This window comes from Roseibium denhamense (genome assembly GCF_009711415.1).
In the GTDB taxonomy this organism is placed as follows: Bacteria; Pseudomonadota; Alphaproteobacteria; order Rhizobiales; family Stappiaceae; genus Roseibium; species Roseibium denhamense.
Genome location: NZ_SMLZ01000092.1, coordinates 2,604 through 15,738, shown reverse-complemented (window position 1 = coordinate 15,738; position 13,135 = coordinate 2,604). Strand labels below are relative to the sequence as shown.

11 protein-coding genes are annotated in these 13,135 nt (G+C 54.0%); all 11 read right to left on the bottom strand.

Annotation, left to right across the window (positions count from 1 at the left end):
- Positions 1-79: 79 nt before the first annotated feature.
- The gene (locus E1180_RS04360) at positions 80-1,771 is read right to left on the bottom strand and encodes an alkaline phosphatase family protein (protein WP_155189859.1); all 1,692 of its coding nucleotides are present in this window, start codon (positions 1,769-1,771) and stop codon (positions 80-82) included.
- Positions 1,772-2,072: 301 nt separating this feature from the next.
- Positions 2,073-3,662 (bottom strand): arylsulfatase, encoded by a 1,590-nt coding sequence (locus E1180_RS04355; RefSeq protein ID WP_155189892.1) that lies wholly within the window; start codon positions 3,660-3,662, stop codon positions 2,073-2,075.
- A 429-nt stretch (positions 3,663-4,091) separates the two neighbouring features.
- Positions 4,092-4,907: a substrate-binding periplasmic protein gene (locus E1180_RS04350; RefSeq protein WP_155189858.1), complete on the bottom strand. Its 816-nt coding sequence runs from the start codon at positions 4,905-4,907 to the stop codon at positions 4,092-4,094.
- 863 nt (positions 4,908-5,770) lie between these two features.
- On the bottom strand, positions 5,771-6,019 hold the full coding sequence (locus E1180_RS04345; protein ID WP_155189857.1) for a hypothetical protein: 249 nt from the start codon (positions 6,017-6,019) through the stop codon (positions 5,771-5,773).
- Complete coding sequence (locus E1180_RS04340; RefSeq protein ID WP_155189856.1) at positions 5,997-7,877, bottom strand: TniQ family protein; 1,881 nt, start codon at positions 7,875-7,877, stop codon at positions 5,997-5,999. Before E1180_RS04340 ends, E1180_RS04345 begins: the two co-directional genes overlap by 23 nt.
- A gap of 2 nt (positions 7,878-7,879) precedes the next feature.
- Entirely contained in the window at positions 7,880-9,001 is a 1,122-nt protein-coding gene (locus E1180_RS04335; RefSeq protein ID WP_244313957.1) for an ATP-binding protein, read from the bottom strand.
- Positions 8,973-9,563 carry a Mu transposase C-terminal domain-containing protein gene (locus tag E1180_RS04330; protein WP_155189854.1) on the bottom strand — a complete coding sequence of 197 codons (591 nt, stop codon included), beginning with the start codon at positions 9,561-9,563 and terminating at the stop codon, positions 8,973-8,975. Before E1180_RS04330 ends, E1180_RS04335 begins: the two co-directional genes overlap by 29 nt.
- Before the next feature lie 117 nt (positions 9,564-9,680).
- Positions 9,681-11,141: an integrase catalytic domain-containing protein gene (locus E1180_RS04325; RefSeq protein ID WP_155189853.1), complete on the bottom strand. Its 1,461-nt coding sequence runs from the start codon at positions 11,139-11,141 to the stop codon at positions 9,681-9,683.
- Positions 11,142-11,206: 65 nt separating this feature from the next.
- Complete coding sequence (locus E1180_RS04320; RefSeq protein ID WP_196220523.1) at positions 11,207-11,821, bottom strand: hypothetical protein; 615 nt, start codon at positions 11,819-11,821, stop codon at positions 11,207-11,209.
- Positions 11,822-11,839: 18 nt separating this feature from the next.
- Entirely contained in the window at positions 11,840-12,514 is a 675-nt protein-coding gene (locus E1180_RS04315; RefSeq protein WP_155189851.1) for a hypothetical protein, read from the bottom strand.
- A gap of 425 nt (positions 12,515-12,939) precedes the next feature.
- Positions 12,940-13,135, bottom strand: a 196-nt coding sequence (locus E1180_RS22165; RefSeq protein ID WP_208996930.1) for a hypothetical protein, incomplete at its 5' end; no start/stop codon positions are given.

Below are 13,135 nucleotides of genomic sequence, written 5' to 3'. Positions count from 1 at the left end.
CGACTGCTGCATGCAGGTCCTAACGTCTCGGATATGTGGCAGTGATGTTGTCATCGAGCGGTCCGCGCTGATCCTAAAACTACTGAGAGTGGACAACCTCATCCAAGATTTTGCCGCGAGTGCCACTGGGAGCCTTGATCCTCAAGTAGGCGGCAACGGTCGGCGCGAGGTCGACTGTTTCGACACGCGTCGGGATGCGGCTTGCTTTCATCCCCGGCCGGGAAAAGATGATCGGGACATGCGTATCATAGGTCCAGGGGGATCCGTGGTGAGAGGCAACATGAAGCCCGTCAAAATCGCCTACAAACCAGTGAGGTTCAAATACGACATAAACGTCGCCGGACCGCGAGGCATGAAAGTTCGCCAGCACTGCATCACTTACACTCGTTTTTGCAATTCCAGCACTTGCAAGGTCCTCGCTGGAAATCGCATAGGCAATGGCCGGCATCTTTTGCAGTTCCCTGGCGAGTGCTCTGGCAATGTCCGCCTTTACTAGTCCTTTGTCCGAAATCAGCTTTTCATTGAGGTAGACGTAAGGCTGGGAAAAGGAAGAAATGAGCTCCTGAGCGACCCCAAACTCAGCAATCAAAGCTCTCGCGGCAGGTTCCTTGTCTATGTCATCGAAAGTGAAATAGCCGGCCGGAATACCGAGATATTCCAGGTACCCCGGAACCTCCGCTCCGCCGTGGTCTGCTGACAAAACGACCAAGGTGTGTTCCAGACCGATCCTTTGGTCCACATGATCCAGCAGTCGGCCAATGGTTGCATCAAGGCGGCGCAGATTGTCCTCGGCTTCCAAGCTGGAGGGGCCAAAAATGTGGCCAACATAGTCAGTTGATGAGAAGCTCACCGAGAGATAATCGGTCACATCGTCTGAACCGATATCCTCCTTTTCGATCAGTGTCTTGGCAAATGATGCCGTCAACTCATCACCTGCCGGGCTGAGCGTCAAAAACGTCGTATAATACTTGCTGTCCCAAGCTCCGAATGGATGCGGAAATGTGCGGCCAAATCCCGGGAAGTCGGTTTCCCACTCCGCATCATCGAAGGCCGCAAACCGATAGGTTTGTTCAGGGTCAGTCAGCTCCCAATCTGTATAAGCGTAGGCCAGAACATGCCCGGCATCGTTCCAAGCGTTTACCCAGTCTGGATAGGTGTCCATGTAGTAGCTGGACGTGACAAACCGGCCGTCGCTCTTTGAGAACCAGTAGGCCGTTCCGGCGTGGCCGGCCATAGAGATGGCACCGCGATCCTTGACGGACACCCCGAATATCTTCGAAACGCCAGCATTCGCGATCGCAATTTCATCAGACAGGGTCGATGACAAAATCGACGCGGGGGAGCGTCCATCAGATGTCGCAGCCCGTTGGGTCGGATCGATCTCGGTAGACTGATCTACCCCGGACATCGCGAGCAGCGGATAATCAGGATCCTGAACATTATAAAACGGCTTGCCGGTCGCCCGGTCGAACCAGAGGTTGGCAACCATTCCGTGAACAGCGGGATCGGTGCCTGTCGCTAGTGTTGTATGACCGACAATTGTCTCTGTGTTTGCGTGCCGATGATGGGCGTTGGTGTAGTAGATGCCGTTTTCAAGAAGGCGTTTGAAACCTGTTTCGCCAAAGTACGTAATGTTCCGGTCGATCAAGTCACCGCGCAGCTGATCAACTGTAATCTGCAAGACGAGCTTCGGATGCTCCTGGGCTTCGGCTTGAGACGACGTGGCGGCAATTGCCACCATTATGCCTGGAAACAAACAACGTATTTGCATGATCAAACTGCAGACCTCATTTTCTTGAAGGCTTTGGACAGCTCATCGCCAAGCAGGGAGGTGGCTTCAATAATTTATTGAGCGAATTCGCTGAGTTTCGCCTCAGCTTCGAACCTGTCCCACTTTTTTCCAGCTCGTCCCATTTCCTTTGGAGCTCTTTGCTGCCCAGATGGATTTTCAGCTCGATCGCGTCGCGGGTCTGCTTCAGCGCATTCACGATGTCTTTGATATCCGGAATTTCTTGCCCTCCCGAGGCTGAGAATGGGGCACCCGATGACGCCCCATTCCATCTATCCAATGACTACTGTGCGCCACCGGGCTGGCTCAGTTTCTCCATCACCTTGTCCAGACTGAAAGAGGCGGCCTCCTGGCGGGGCGGGTACTCCTGGAAGGTCGCCAGGAACCTGCCCACATATTGCTGCGCCGGGACCAGCAAATAGGCGCGGTCGAGCATCCAGTCGTAGTAGGTGTTGGACGTCCGATATGCCCGCTCATAAGGATCGCGGCGCAAGTTGGTGATCAGGGGCACACGAAGCGGGGTCAGCGGCTCCATCCAGGCCCTGAAAGTGGCCCATGCCTTTTGCTCCAGGAAGGTGATCTTCCAGTTGGCATACCGCAGGGCCGCCAGATCGCCGTCGTCGGTGAAATAGAAGATCTCATCACGCGGGCTCTCTTCCACTTCGCCGGTGAGAAGCGGCAGGATGTTGTAGCCATCCAAATGCACCCGGTAGTCCCGGCCCATCGTGTCGGAGGTGACCCCTTCAAGAAGATCTTCCTTGACGCTTTCATTGCCTGCAGCAGCCAAGAATGTCGGGAGCCAATCCATATGGTGGACAATCTCGTTTGAAACTGTTCCAGGCTCGATCTTGCCGGGCCAGCGAACCATGGCAGGAACGCGCCATGCGCCTTCCCACTGGGTGTTCTTCTCGCCCCAGAACGGTGTCATCGCAGCGTCCGGCCATGTGTTCATGTGCGGACCGTTGTCGGTGGAATAAAACACGATCGTGTTGTCTGCGATGCCCAATTCGTCGAGTTTGTCGAGGAACTGGCCGATATGCATGTCGTGCTCGATCATACCGGCGGTGTACTCATCAGCAACACCATCTGTCAGACCATTTGCAATCTCCCGCATTTCGTCTTTCACATGAGTGCGGAAGTGCATGCGTGTGCCATTCCACCAGACAAACCAGGGAGTGCCTTCGGCGGTTTTTTCCTCAATAAAGGCTATCGCAGCAGAAGATGTTTCATCGTCAACAACCTTTTGGCGCTCAATGTTGAGTGGGCCGGTGTCTTCAATGTCCTGGGTCACCGTGCCCCCGTCATAAGACGCGGACGACCGGATCACACCGCGCGGCCCGAAGGCTTCCAGAAAGGTCCGGCCGTCCGGAAGAACGGCATCGCGCGGATAGTCTTCGTTTTCGGGCTCTTCTTCGGCATTCAGATGATAAAGATTGCCGAAGAACTGGTCGAAACCATGATTGGTCGGCAGGTGCTCGTCCCGGTCACCCAGGTGGTTTTTGCCGAATTGGCCGGTCGCATAGCCTTCGTCTTTCAAAAGGGCCGCGATGGTGGGATCTTCCGCCTGCATGCCTTCTTCAGCTCCGGGAAGCCCGACCTTGGACAGACCGGTGCGGAACACCGATTGCCCCATGATGAAGGACGAGCGGCCCGCAGTGCAGGATTGCTCGGCATAATAGTCGGTGAACATAATGCCTTCTTTGGCGACCCGGTCGATGTTCGGCGTTTGGTAGCCCATCAGGCCGAATGTGTAGGCGGAGATGTTCGATTGCCCCACATCGTCGCCCCAGATGACAAGGATGTTGGGCTTTTCTTGTGTTTGTCCAAAAGCAGGAAATGGAGCAAGCAGCACAACACCGGCAACAATTGCCATACGCCCCAGTTTGAATGTCGACATAAACTGACCTCCCATGAAAACCGGAATGTTTGGGAGCGGTATCGGCTGCGGCTGGTGCCAAGCGCAGAATGGGTAAAGCCCGTTGTCTACGGTGGACTTGTTGTTGGATAGTTGTTGTTTGGGGAATAGAAACTGAATGAACCGGAAAACGCCTGCCGAACACCTCTCGAAAACTTCCACCACGAGAGGCTAGCCGCCTGCTCCGGAGCGGGCAATTGATAAAAATCTGAATGGTATAGCATTTTTGCCAATTCGGAATGGCGCGTTTACTCGGGGACGATGCTTATGGTCAGCACATCGCGGGGGTGACTCTCAAGCGGCAGGCTGTAGTCGGTCAAATAATACCGACACCGAGGGCGCAGAATTGGCGCAAATCATATTTGGCTGCTGCCATGCGCCGAAGGGCTAGTTTAGGTCCGACGGGCTCGAGCCGTCATCGTGTCCGGGCCGTGCGAGCACGTCATCAAGTGCCGTCTGGAATTCCCGGACAACCCAGTCCGGGGTGTCCAGATGAAACGCAAAGTTCAAGCTGATGGTGTTTGCCAAAAACACCGGCTCAAATTGTAACGGGTCAATGCCCGCCTCGATTGCCAATCTCTCAAAATTCTTCCACTGGATGGGGATAAAATCTATCCGGTCGGCAGCCAGCATTTTCACATTCAAGACGCCCTCGCTGTTGAAGGTCGTGTTTTCCTGCGGGATGCCGTGCCGTTTCGCAAGGGCAGCGCTCGCCCCGTCAATCACAACACCGACCTTGTACTGATGGAGGTCTTCCGACGTTTCGATGCTGAAGTTTCTCTTCTTCTTGCCGATAAAGTAGCTGTCAAACTTGAGAATCGGCCCGGCCCATTTGAACAGCTTTTCCCGGTTTTCCGTGCGGCCGGTTGAAAACAAAATGGTGTTCGGCTCGGTTTGTGCCTGCCTGTAGGCGCGGGCCCAAGGGAGGAACACAATGTCCTCACGCCCCTGGCTTGATCCGATTTCCTCCAGAATACCTAGGAGGAGATCGACTGTTTGGCCCTTTACCTTGCCATCTTCGACATAATGATAGGGCTTCCAGTCTTCGGTCAGCAGATTGAAGTCCGGGATGATGTTTTCCGCCTGAACAGCGGGCGCATTGAGCGGGAGCGCAGCGAAGAGCAACAGGCACGCAACCGCGCGAATGCGAGCGGAAAAACCGATCGCAGCACCGCTGAGTGACCTTAGATCCAATGCCGTCAACACCCTTCCTTTCGGCTCCTCTGGCTATGTATTAGACTGCAGCTTTAGCCAGATTTCCATAATCCGGGATAGTAAATAAAAATTGTGTTGTGATCGTGCCCAATATTGAGGCGCATTACTGCGAAAAATACTTTAGGTTGTGTAATTTTATAAATAATCTTGGGTTGGGTGCTTATTTTGCGTGATTTTATACAGGTGCCTGAAGGGGTTCCGGGAGAAATTTGACATGCGGTTGCGGTGTGGCTCGTCAAAAGCAGCGGGCCTTTAGGCACAGTTCTCCGGGAACAACCCCGCAGTATTGTATTTTTCGGGGGAGTTCCTGATAGCATCTCGCCATCCGTGAGGCCGTACAGTCACGTTTTCCGGTGCAGCAGCTCTCGATAGACGTGGTGCGTTAGGCATCCGGCATCATTGGACATGGCCCAAAGATGAAACCCGCCTGATCGTTTCCGATGGGCGGGTGTTCAATGTTCTGGGCGCCGGGAGCCGCGCTTTGGCCGGTGGAAACCAGCCTGGGCGAACTGTGCTGGTAAGCATAGTATGGCGCACGGAATATGTAAGGTATTGAAAATAAACAATTTTATTTCTAAATTTGGCTCAGTCAATCCGGAAATTCGGTCAAAGAAGTACTCAAATGAAAGCTAAGTGTTGCTCAATTTCGGTAGAAACGCTTGGAAAGCTGACGTCAGGCAAAAAAATACCTCCCGAAAGGGAGGCGCATTCCAACCAGATGTTGATGCGAACGAGGATCGGAAATTTCCGCAGCGCTGAGTATCTAAATCAGGGTGATGGCGACTGAAGTTCGAACCTGCCAGGCATACAAACTTCGGCTGCCGCGGGGCGTTTCCGTCAGTATGGTCCGCTCATTCTTTGGGCTTTGAACCTGATGTTACCAAGTTTCCATTTTTATCGATGCCTGCGCCCAAGTTGAGCTGCCGGCGGCGCTCAAAGAACTCTTCTTCTTTTGGCCCTGGATGTGTCATCCGTTCGGTGAATTCATCGAGCCACAGGTTCGTGGCACCGGAAGACTCAGCAGAGGACCTGTTCCGAAGGGCCGGGGTCGAACTGACGTCGACATTCGTGAGCTTGTCAGGACTCTTCTTGTTGGTCATGTCTGGTAAACTCCTGCGCTTTCTTTGACGCGATTTCTCGATCGTAGATTGTCGCGTGAACGTCCTCAACGGCGAACGCTGGTTCGATCCCCGAACACCGGAGATGCTTCATCAGCGTCTGGAGGTGGATACCCAATCGTCGTGACAGCGAACTTGCGGTCTCAAACTTGTTCATGAAAGCGTCCAAGATTTCGCGCTTCACGATGGTTTGCGGACACCGGTTGACCGGATTGATGGCCGTTTCGGCTTCCAGGCAACCTCGTTGGACGAGTGCTTTGACCACTTTGGTTGAGGTTTTCAGTTTCTTTTCGACCTCCCGCAGAGAATACCCACCATGGTCTTTGCCCCGGACGAGCGATTTCACTTCCTCAGGATCGACAAGAATGGAGAGAAAGCCCGTTTCGTTAGGATCAGTACGGAGCGTACGAAGGCGATGTTCCAGGATCAGTTGCACCACTTTCAAGGTTGAGCAGTTGGCCAATTTTTGCGCCTTGAGAATTGGAACCAAGTTAGTCTCGTCGTTTGTCACAGGTTTTGTGTCTGTTGTAAGATCCGAAAGGAACTCATCCATGTCGCACTTCGCGAAAGCATGATCCTTGAAGATAACTGTTCCGCCGGTAAGCCATGGCTTCAGAATGCCTGCTTCGAATAGCAACCTATCGACGGGCCGCGGCGCATTAATGTAAGCCCTGACCTGGTTCATCGACATGCTCTGTTCGACACGGTCGAGATAGAACTTTGCGTCGTCAGCATTGAAAAGAATGCGTTCGTCGGTCTTTCCGAGTTGGCTTTGGTCGATGAGCCCGACCGCGTGGAGAATTTTTTTCAGTCGTTTTGGATGAGCACCGGTTTCCTGATGAGCGGAATGAACGGAATGCACGATACGTTTTGCCGGGCGCCGACCGAAGATCTCGTCGTTTGGCCCCATGGGCAGCGTTTCAAATGCATGCTCGGTGATTGTCGTCCTGAGATCGTCATAAGCCGTGTCTTCAGTTTCGTGAGCAAGCCATTCGTACAATCGGCCGTAGATTTGTCTTGGGCCCCAGTTTTGGTTTTTGCTTGCAAACTTATGTTGCAAATGATCGAGGTAGTGGCGAATTCCATCTACCCCTTGAATGGCGATGTCAAAGCCTACCTGACCTGCTGCGTACCACTGGTCTTCAGACAAACTCTCTGCGACGATTCTTGCGCCATAAAGTTTTGTCGCGCCGATGATTTCGCAGGCCCGGGCAGCGGCATAAGCGTGAGGGTGAAGGGATGACAGCAAGTTCTCGGGCTGATCTCCGCTGATCCGTTTTTCCAGGTAGATCTCGAGGCTTGAAGGTTCACGTAACTGTGCAGCGAGAACGTGTCGGTTGATGTCCTCCACGAACGGTTGGAGGAGCGGCGAAAAATCATGCACCTTCTGCGGATGGTCCTCGTGCGCAGCCACGACCAAGGGCGTTTTGTGTTTCAAGCAGGTCCGAATGGAGGCGATGTTCCAAGACCAACGCCCGTATGGCCTGACCTTTTCATGATCAACGTCTCGCTCGAGGTCTTCCTGAATGCAATGGGGACAGACCCTCACTGTCGCTCGACGAAGCGAATTTCTGGAAAACGGTTCTTGCTTAAATTCGAACCGACAGTCGCCGGTGCGTTTGAAGATTGCTGCCGGGAACCGGTCGCCTTCGAAACGGACAAGTTCAGAGAAACGGGCGAGCGCTTCCGGTTTGCCATCGCAAAGAGCCTGGAAATTCATCTCCATGTCGAGACAAAAGTCCCGGGCAGTGTAGCCGGCCTTACTTGCTACGCGTGAAACGTAGCTGGCGACGGTTTCGTCCGGATAGATACAGGGAATGTAGACGGGGTCCAGTTCCATGCTCAGGCCCCCCGAACGATCTTGAGACGGCGTTTTTTCGGCTGCGGTACTTCGTCCTCTTCTTTGTCTTCGGGGAAAAGAGTGTTTCGGACGTCAATATTCTGCCATTCGACGTCTTCGGCAAAAACATTGTGTTCGGGGCGACAGCCGGTTCTGGCCTCAAAAGTAAGCTCGAAGTCGCCCATGAGGGGCATGTTTCGTCGAGCTTTCAACGCCTTGCAAAGCGCGTCCTGGACGATTTCAATCAGATATCCGGTTCTTCCCTCTGCGCCGTGCATGAGGCGACTGCAAAGTTCGTTCATCGGAAGATTCTGGTGTTCAAGTTTCGCCTTCTTGCAATAGTTTTTGATGATCCGCTGGACTGTCTGGAGATCATTTGCGCACGGTGTCATCAGATCAAGACGGACAAATGTGCAGCGACGGCGCAATTGAAAGTCGCTTTCAATCACAGCCGCCAGGTTGGGCATTCCGGACAAAACCAACCAAACCGGCCAATCTTCGTCTTGCATGAGCCCCTTCAAGGTGTCACAGACCTTGATGGAATCGCTGGGGTTCTCAAGCTGGGTGAGGTGTTGCAGCTCATCAAGATGCAGGAAGCGAATGCCGTGGAGCTTGAGCTGGTCTCGCACCTTGCGCCAAACAACATTTTCCCGCAGTTCACGTCGAACCGGATAGCCTAGCGCTTGAAGGACAGAGGTACCCAGTTGCTTCAGTGTGCACGGGGATGGCGCTTTGATCGAAATAATCCGAAACGGGCTTTTGCGATCATTCATTCCGAGAGATTCAAAGGCGCGTTCAAGGGATCTTGATTTGCCAACACCGGATGCGCCGACGATGGCGAGCGCGCGGCCTTCTTTCAATCTCCCCACATGGCTCAATCCCATTGTTTCGACAGCGTCGGTGTAATTTTCAAAGGTGTCGAGAAGGTCGTTCAGCCTGTCGAGAAGGTCTTCGTCACTTTTCTGAGGGAAATAGGTGTGCTGAAGTTCTGCCTCAAGCTTCGTGATCTCAGCCGACCTCTGCCGTCGGCCAGGCGCATTCGGGCCAGGCGATTGTGCTTCAGGGGCGGGGGTATGGTAATTCGAAGATGTCATGTTAGTCCTCCAAAATGTAGTCATCGTCATCGTCGTCACCCAGGAACGGCGGAGCGTCCTGGATGTGGGTAATTGGGCTGTCTGGATCGTGTTTGGTCTGGGCAGTTTCATTGGGTTCATCGAGCCCAAGAATGTCGCCCTCGAAGTCTTCATCGACCCTCAGACGGTCGTCTGAAAAATGGGCGTCAAGTTTGGCGAGGTTGTCAGCCGTGAAGACTGGGGAGGCAATGCTCCGGTTCTTGCGGCTCTCGTCCGAGAGCCGGCGAAGATCCGCGAGTGCCTTCTTGACGAGCGCTTCTGACTGGGCAGCCTCTTCTCCATACTGTGCCAACAGACGTTGCCGACTGGCGACATGCGCTTCGAGGGACGTTCCGTGCATCTCTTTCGTCGTGCAAGGAACCTTGAGCCAACCCTTAGGCGTATCTACGGAGATGTGCCCGATATCGTCCGGATCGAAGCGTACTCTCAGTTGTCCGGTTCGATGTTCCCGACGGATGCTCTGAAGCTCGGTGGACTGGTACTTGTTGGAGTAAAGCTGGATCCCTTCACTCCGAAGGCGACGTTCAACGGTAATCCCGAAGCATGCGCGCATAGCATCTTCGTTTGGTGCGAGCGGAACGCCGACCTTTTTCCGCAGGGAAAGCCAGCAACTTCGCGGCGTTTGTCCACCCAAACCTTCGTGCGGCGTGTTGTGGTAGACATCAACCACCTAGCGGACGAGCGCCTGGGCGAGTTCTTCGATCGTAAGAGATGCGCGCGCACCTGCGTCGTAGTCACCTTTCTCGACAACGTTGCTGAAAGTGCGTCCGTCAAATCCTGAGATAAGTTTGGTATGGATGGTGCTGAACACACGCTCGATGGATCCACGCAGATACGGTGCACCGGCAACGGTGTAGTCGACGGCAATACCGGCATCGATTGCGGCAGTGCTAAATGCACCGGCGGTATAAGCCGGTCCATTGTCCACCCTTACCGTCTGGATGCGACCTGCCATGTCCCAAGGTGTTTCGCAACCGGCAGCTTTGGCGAAATCATTCTTGTCGGACATCGCCATTTTCAAGGTAGAAATTGCGAGGTCGGTCGTCGCCGTGGGCGCCAGCTGCATTGCCAGAATGCACTTTGTCCGGACGTCGATTGCGGCTGAAAGCTGCATGCGTCCGAGGTCCTTCTTGAGATCCTCACGGGTCGAAAGTCCGAGTTTTTCCCAGCTGCCGATGCCCTTCAAGAGGGTCTGGAGAGAGACCTTCCACTCGTCCATTTCGACCACTTGCAGGGGCCACTCAGGATTGTTCTTTCCCTGGATATACGCATATTTTTTCGCCGCGAAGGCCTCACCATTTCGACCGGCATCGACGTGATAAGGGGCGAGATTGCGAATTTCCGTGCGCATGGCCCTGATGCTAGGCTTGGGAAGGGCTGGCAACCCTTTTTGGGCGCGTGCTTCGTTCAACGCGTCGAAGTGTTCGACGAAGTCTTCATAGACCTTCACCATCGTCGGTTTCAGGAGGCTGGCGTATTCCCTGGCACTGCTGCGAAGGAGGTCCCTAACGTCGGGGTGAAGGCGGTCCGTCCGGTTGCCACATTTGTGCTTCAAGGGACATAGCGCCATCACATTGAAGTCTGCGGCTTCGTACTTCTGAAGCCAACGGCGCACGGTGCTGGGCTTTGGGATTTTGAAGGTTCCCTGTGTCTGCTGACTACTAAACCGGGCGCCTGGCGCCCGTTGCACAAGCATGGTGAACCACTGTCCAAAAAGGACTTTGATCGTTTGCTCCATTGCTGCGTCGCTGCGCGAGGTTTGTCCCTCTGTCTCCATCTTGAGAAACTCGTCGCAGATGAACTGGCGGAACCTGACCAGTTCGGCGACCTCCGGTTTCAAATCTGAAAGTTTGATGTTTGGTCCAACTTTGAGGCGTGCCACGGTCGGTGAAAATGCGCCCGGTTCTTCAGTAAGGAGGCCATGCGCAACAAGGTCGAGAAGTTCAGCAAAAGTGAACTTCTCATGGACTTCCGGAGTATCAAGGCGGCGCAACACGCACGCTTCTTCGTCGGAAAAGACCTGGGTATAAGAAACACCCTTGATCGTAATTCTTGTGTCAGGTGCGAAGCGGATGCGACTTTCGGCGCCCGGTACTGAAGGGGTGTTCTGAGTGCTGTTGAGTTCGGTCATGATCGGTTTCCTTTTCCTTTTGGGTTTTGGTTCCAGGCGGGACTGGTGCTTTTCCAGCGCGGCTTTCACCGGTTCCAGATGATGCGTTTGTGTGCCGGCGGGCAGAGAGCCATGGCTTTGAAGTCACCGGCTTCAAATTTGCGGAGCCAACGACGAACGGTGCTGGGGTGTGGGCAGCGGAATTTCTGAAGGTTTCGCGATGAGCAAAAGCGCTTGTGGCCACCGCGTTGTTTCGAATTTACTTTCAGCCAATGCGCGTGGATGTGGCTGATCACGACGGCCATGGAGGCATCACTTCGAGAAGTGATGCCAGCGGCTTCAAACGCAAGAAATTCAAGGCAAATGAATCTTCTGAAATCGACGCGATTGGCGACTTTTTCTGGAAGTTGCCAGATTTGGATTTCGTGATCGTACTTGAGACGCAATTCGTAATGGGAAAGCGGTTTATCTTCCTGGACAAGAAGGCCCCTTGCGATCAAATCACCCAGTTCAGCATTTGTGAACTTCGTGTAAACCCGCGGGCGGTCGACACGTCGAAGCACGCAAGCTTTCTGGTTGGACGACACCGTGACATGCGGCTGTCCTCTGAGCGTGATCTTCGCATGCTCGTCGAGGCAGATCCTGGTCTCAGATTCGGAACCCTGAAGGCTGCCACCGCAGTCTTTGTCAAGTTTGGCCATTTTCAATTTCCTTTCCTGTTAGACTGCTTTGCAGATTTCGAGTTCGATGTTGTCGTTGATGCTGCCGCGTGTGACCGGCTTCAATTCCCGGCTATCAATAAGGTTGAGTACGGCGTTGAAGCCGGCCGCTTGGTCGTTCAGAAGGGCGACGAGTGAAGCCAAGCGGTACACGCCATGCATCGAGATGAGATGCCGGCGCAGCTCCTCAATGCTTTCCTCATCCCGGAGTGTTCGTGCTCGGAGGAACAGCTCGGCGTTTCGAACGAGAACGCGAGAGATGTGCCGATCGGTGCGGATCAGGAACTTGTCCGCGTAGTCCGGATGTTGGCGGCGGATGAGGCGGTGAACTTCTTCAATCCCACTGCGAACCAGTCGTTTTTGGGGTTTGACGTCGCATGCAACCGTTTCGCCGTTAAAAAGGTGAACCGACACGTCGAACGTGTGCGTGCGGCGCTTTCCCTGATCATCGACATAGGTCACGGGCTCGGGTTGCTCTTGCCAGAGCTTGACGTCACTGCGGACGTTCAAGATCGTCAGAAAGTCCCTTTCGAGGGTACTTTCGTATCCAGCCCAGCGATCGCTGGTGTGGTTCCAAAGAAATCCGCGGGACGAAACCGTGGATTTCAGAGTGACCTTGCGCGACGTGCGAGATGCACGCGGTGCCTTGTAGTATTCCGGATTGTCATTGGACATGGTGGTCTCCTGTTCTGCTTGGTTCTGACGTGACTGTTCACGGCAGCTATTCGGCAGACGGAACCACCGGCATCGGTGTTGCCCTGGCGGACATACGAGCGGAGAAGGTTCAGTTCATTCCACATGGCACAGGTCTCCTGTTCCCGCGCGTCGGCGGGTTCGAAAATCAATCGCTTGAAGAGAGTGCTGTGCCGGTCAAAACGACAAAGAAGAGAGATCGTCTCCCGACATCAGCAATTGAAACTGTTCGACAGGACCCTTGCGGTCACGACGGGACAGTGACTAGGATACCACCGCAACGGATATCAGTATTCAGACATCGCGCAGGCAGTTGGTGACCCAACTCAAGCGTTGTGTATCGGGAGATCTTGTGCGGCTTCGCGGAGAGCCGAATTGTTCTGCATGAAAGTCATGGTCATGGTCGGCTACCTCCTTATTCCTGTCAGCGGAAGCTGATGGTTGAAGCCGAATTCGAGACACGCACCGCCCAGGATGGAACGGCCGGCGCCTCGGGGTTGAATCGAATACCGGCACTTTTTCCGTGAGTCGAGCTCAAAAATTCCTGACTGCATTTCTTCGTTACCTAATTGATAATAATGAAAATTTTCAACGAACTTGATT

Bases quoted from the DNA above. Each gene is read 5' to 3' on its own strand.
- E1180_RS04360 (WP_155189859.1), bottom strand. From the start codon at position 1,771: ATGCAAATACGTTGTTTGTTTCCAGGCATAATGGTGGCAATTGCCGCC.
- E1180_RS04355 (WP_155189892.1), bottom strand. From the start codon at position 3,662: ATGGCAATTGTTGCCGGTGTTGTGCTGCTTGCTCCATTTCCTGCTTTT.
- E1180_RS04345 (WP_155189857.1), bottom strand. From the start codon at position 6,019: ATGACCAACAAGAAGAGTCCTGACAAGCTCACGAATGTCGACGTCAGT.
- E1180_RS04340 (WP_155189856.1), bottom strand. From the start codon at position 7,877: ATGGAACTGGACCCCGTCTACATTCCCTGTATCTATCCGGACGAAACC.
- E1180_RS04335 (WP_244313957.1), bottom strand. From the start codon at position 9,001: ATGACGATGACTACATTTTGGAGGACTAACATGACATCTTCGAATTAC.
- E1180_RS04330 (WP_155189854.1), bottom strand. From the start codon at position 9,563: ATGCGCGCATGCTTCGGGATTACCGTTGAACGTCGCCTTCGGAGTGAA.
- E1180_RS04325 (WP_155189853.1), bottom strand. From the start codon at position 11,141: ATGACCGAACTCAACAGCACTCAGAACACCCCTTCAGTACCGGGCGCC.
- E1180_RS04320 (WP_196220523.1), bottom strand. From the start codon at position 11,821: ATGGCCAAACTTGACAAAGACTGCGGTGGCAGCCTTCAGGGTTCCGAA.
- E1180_RS04315 (WP_155189851.1), bottom strand. From the start codon at position 12,514: ATGTCCAATGACAATCCGGAATACTACAAGGCACCGCGTGCATCTCGC.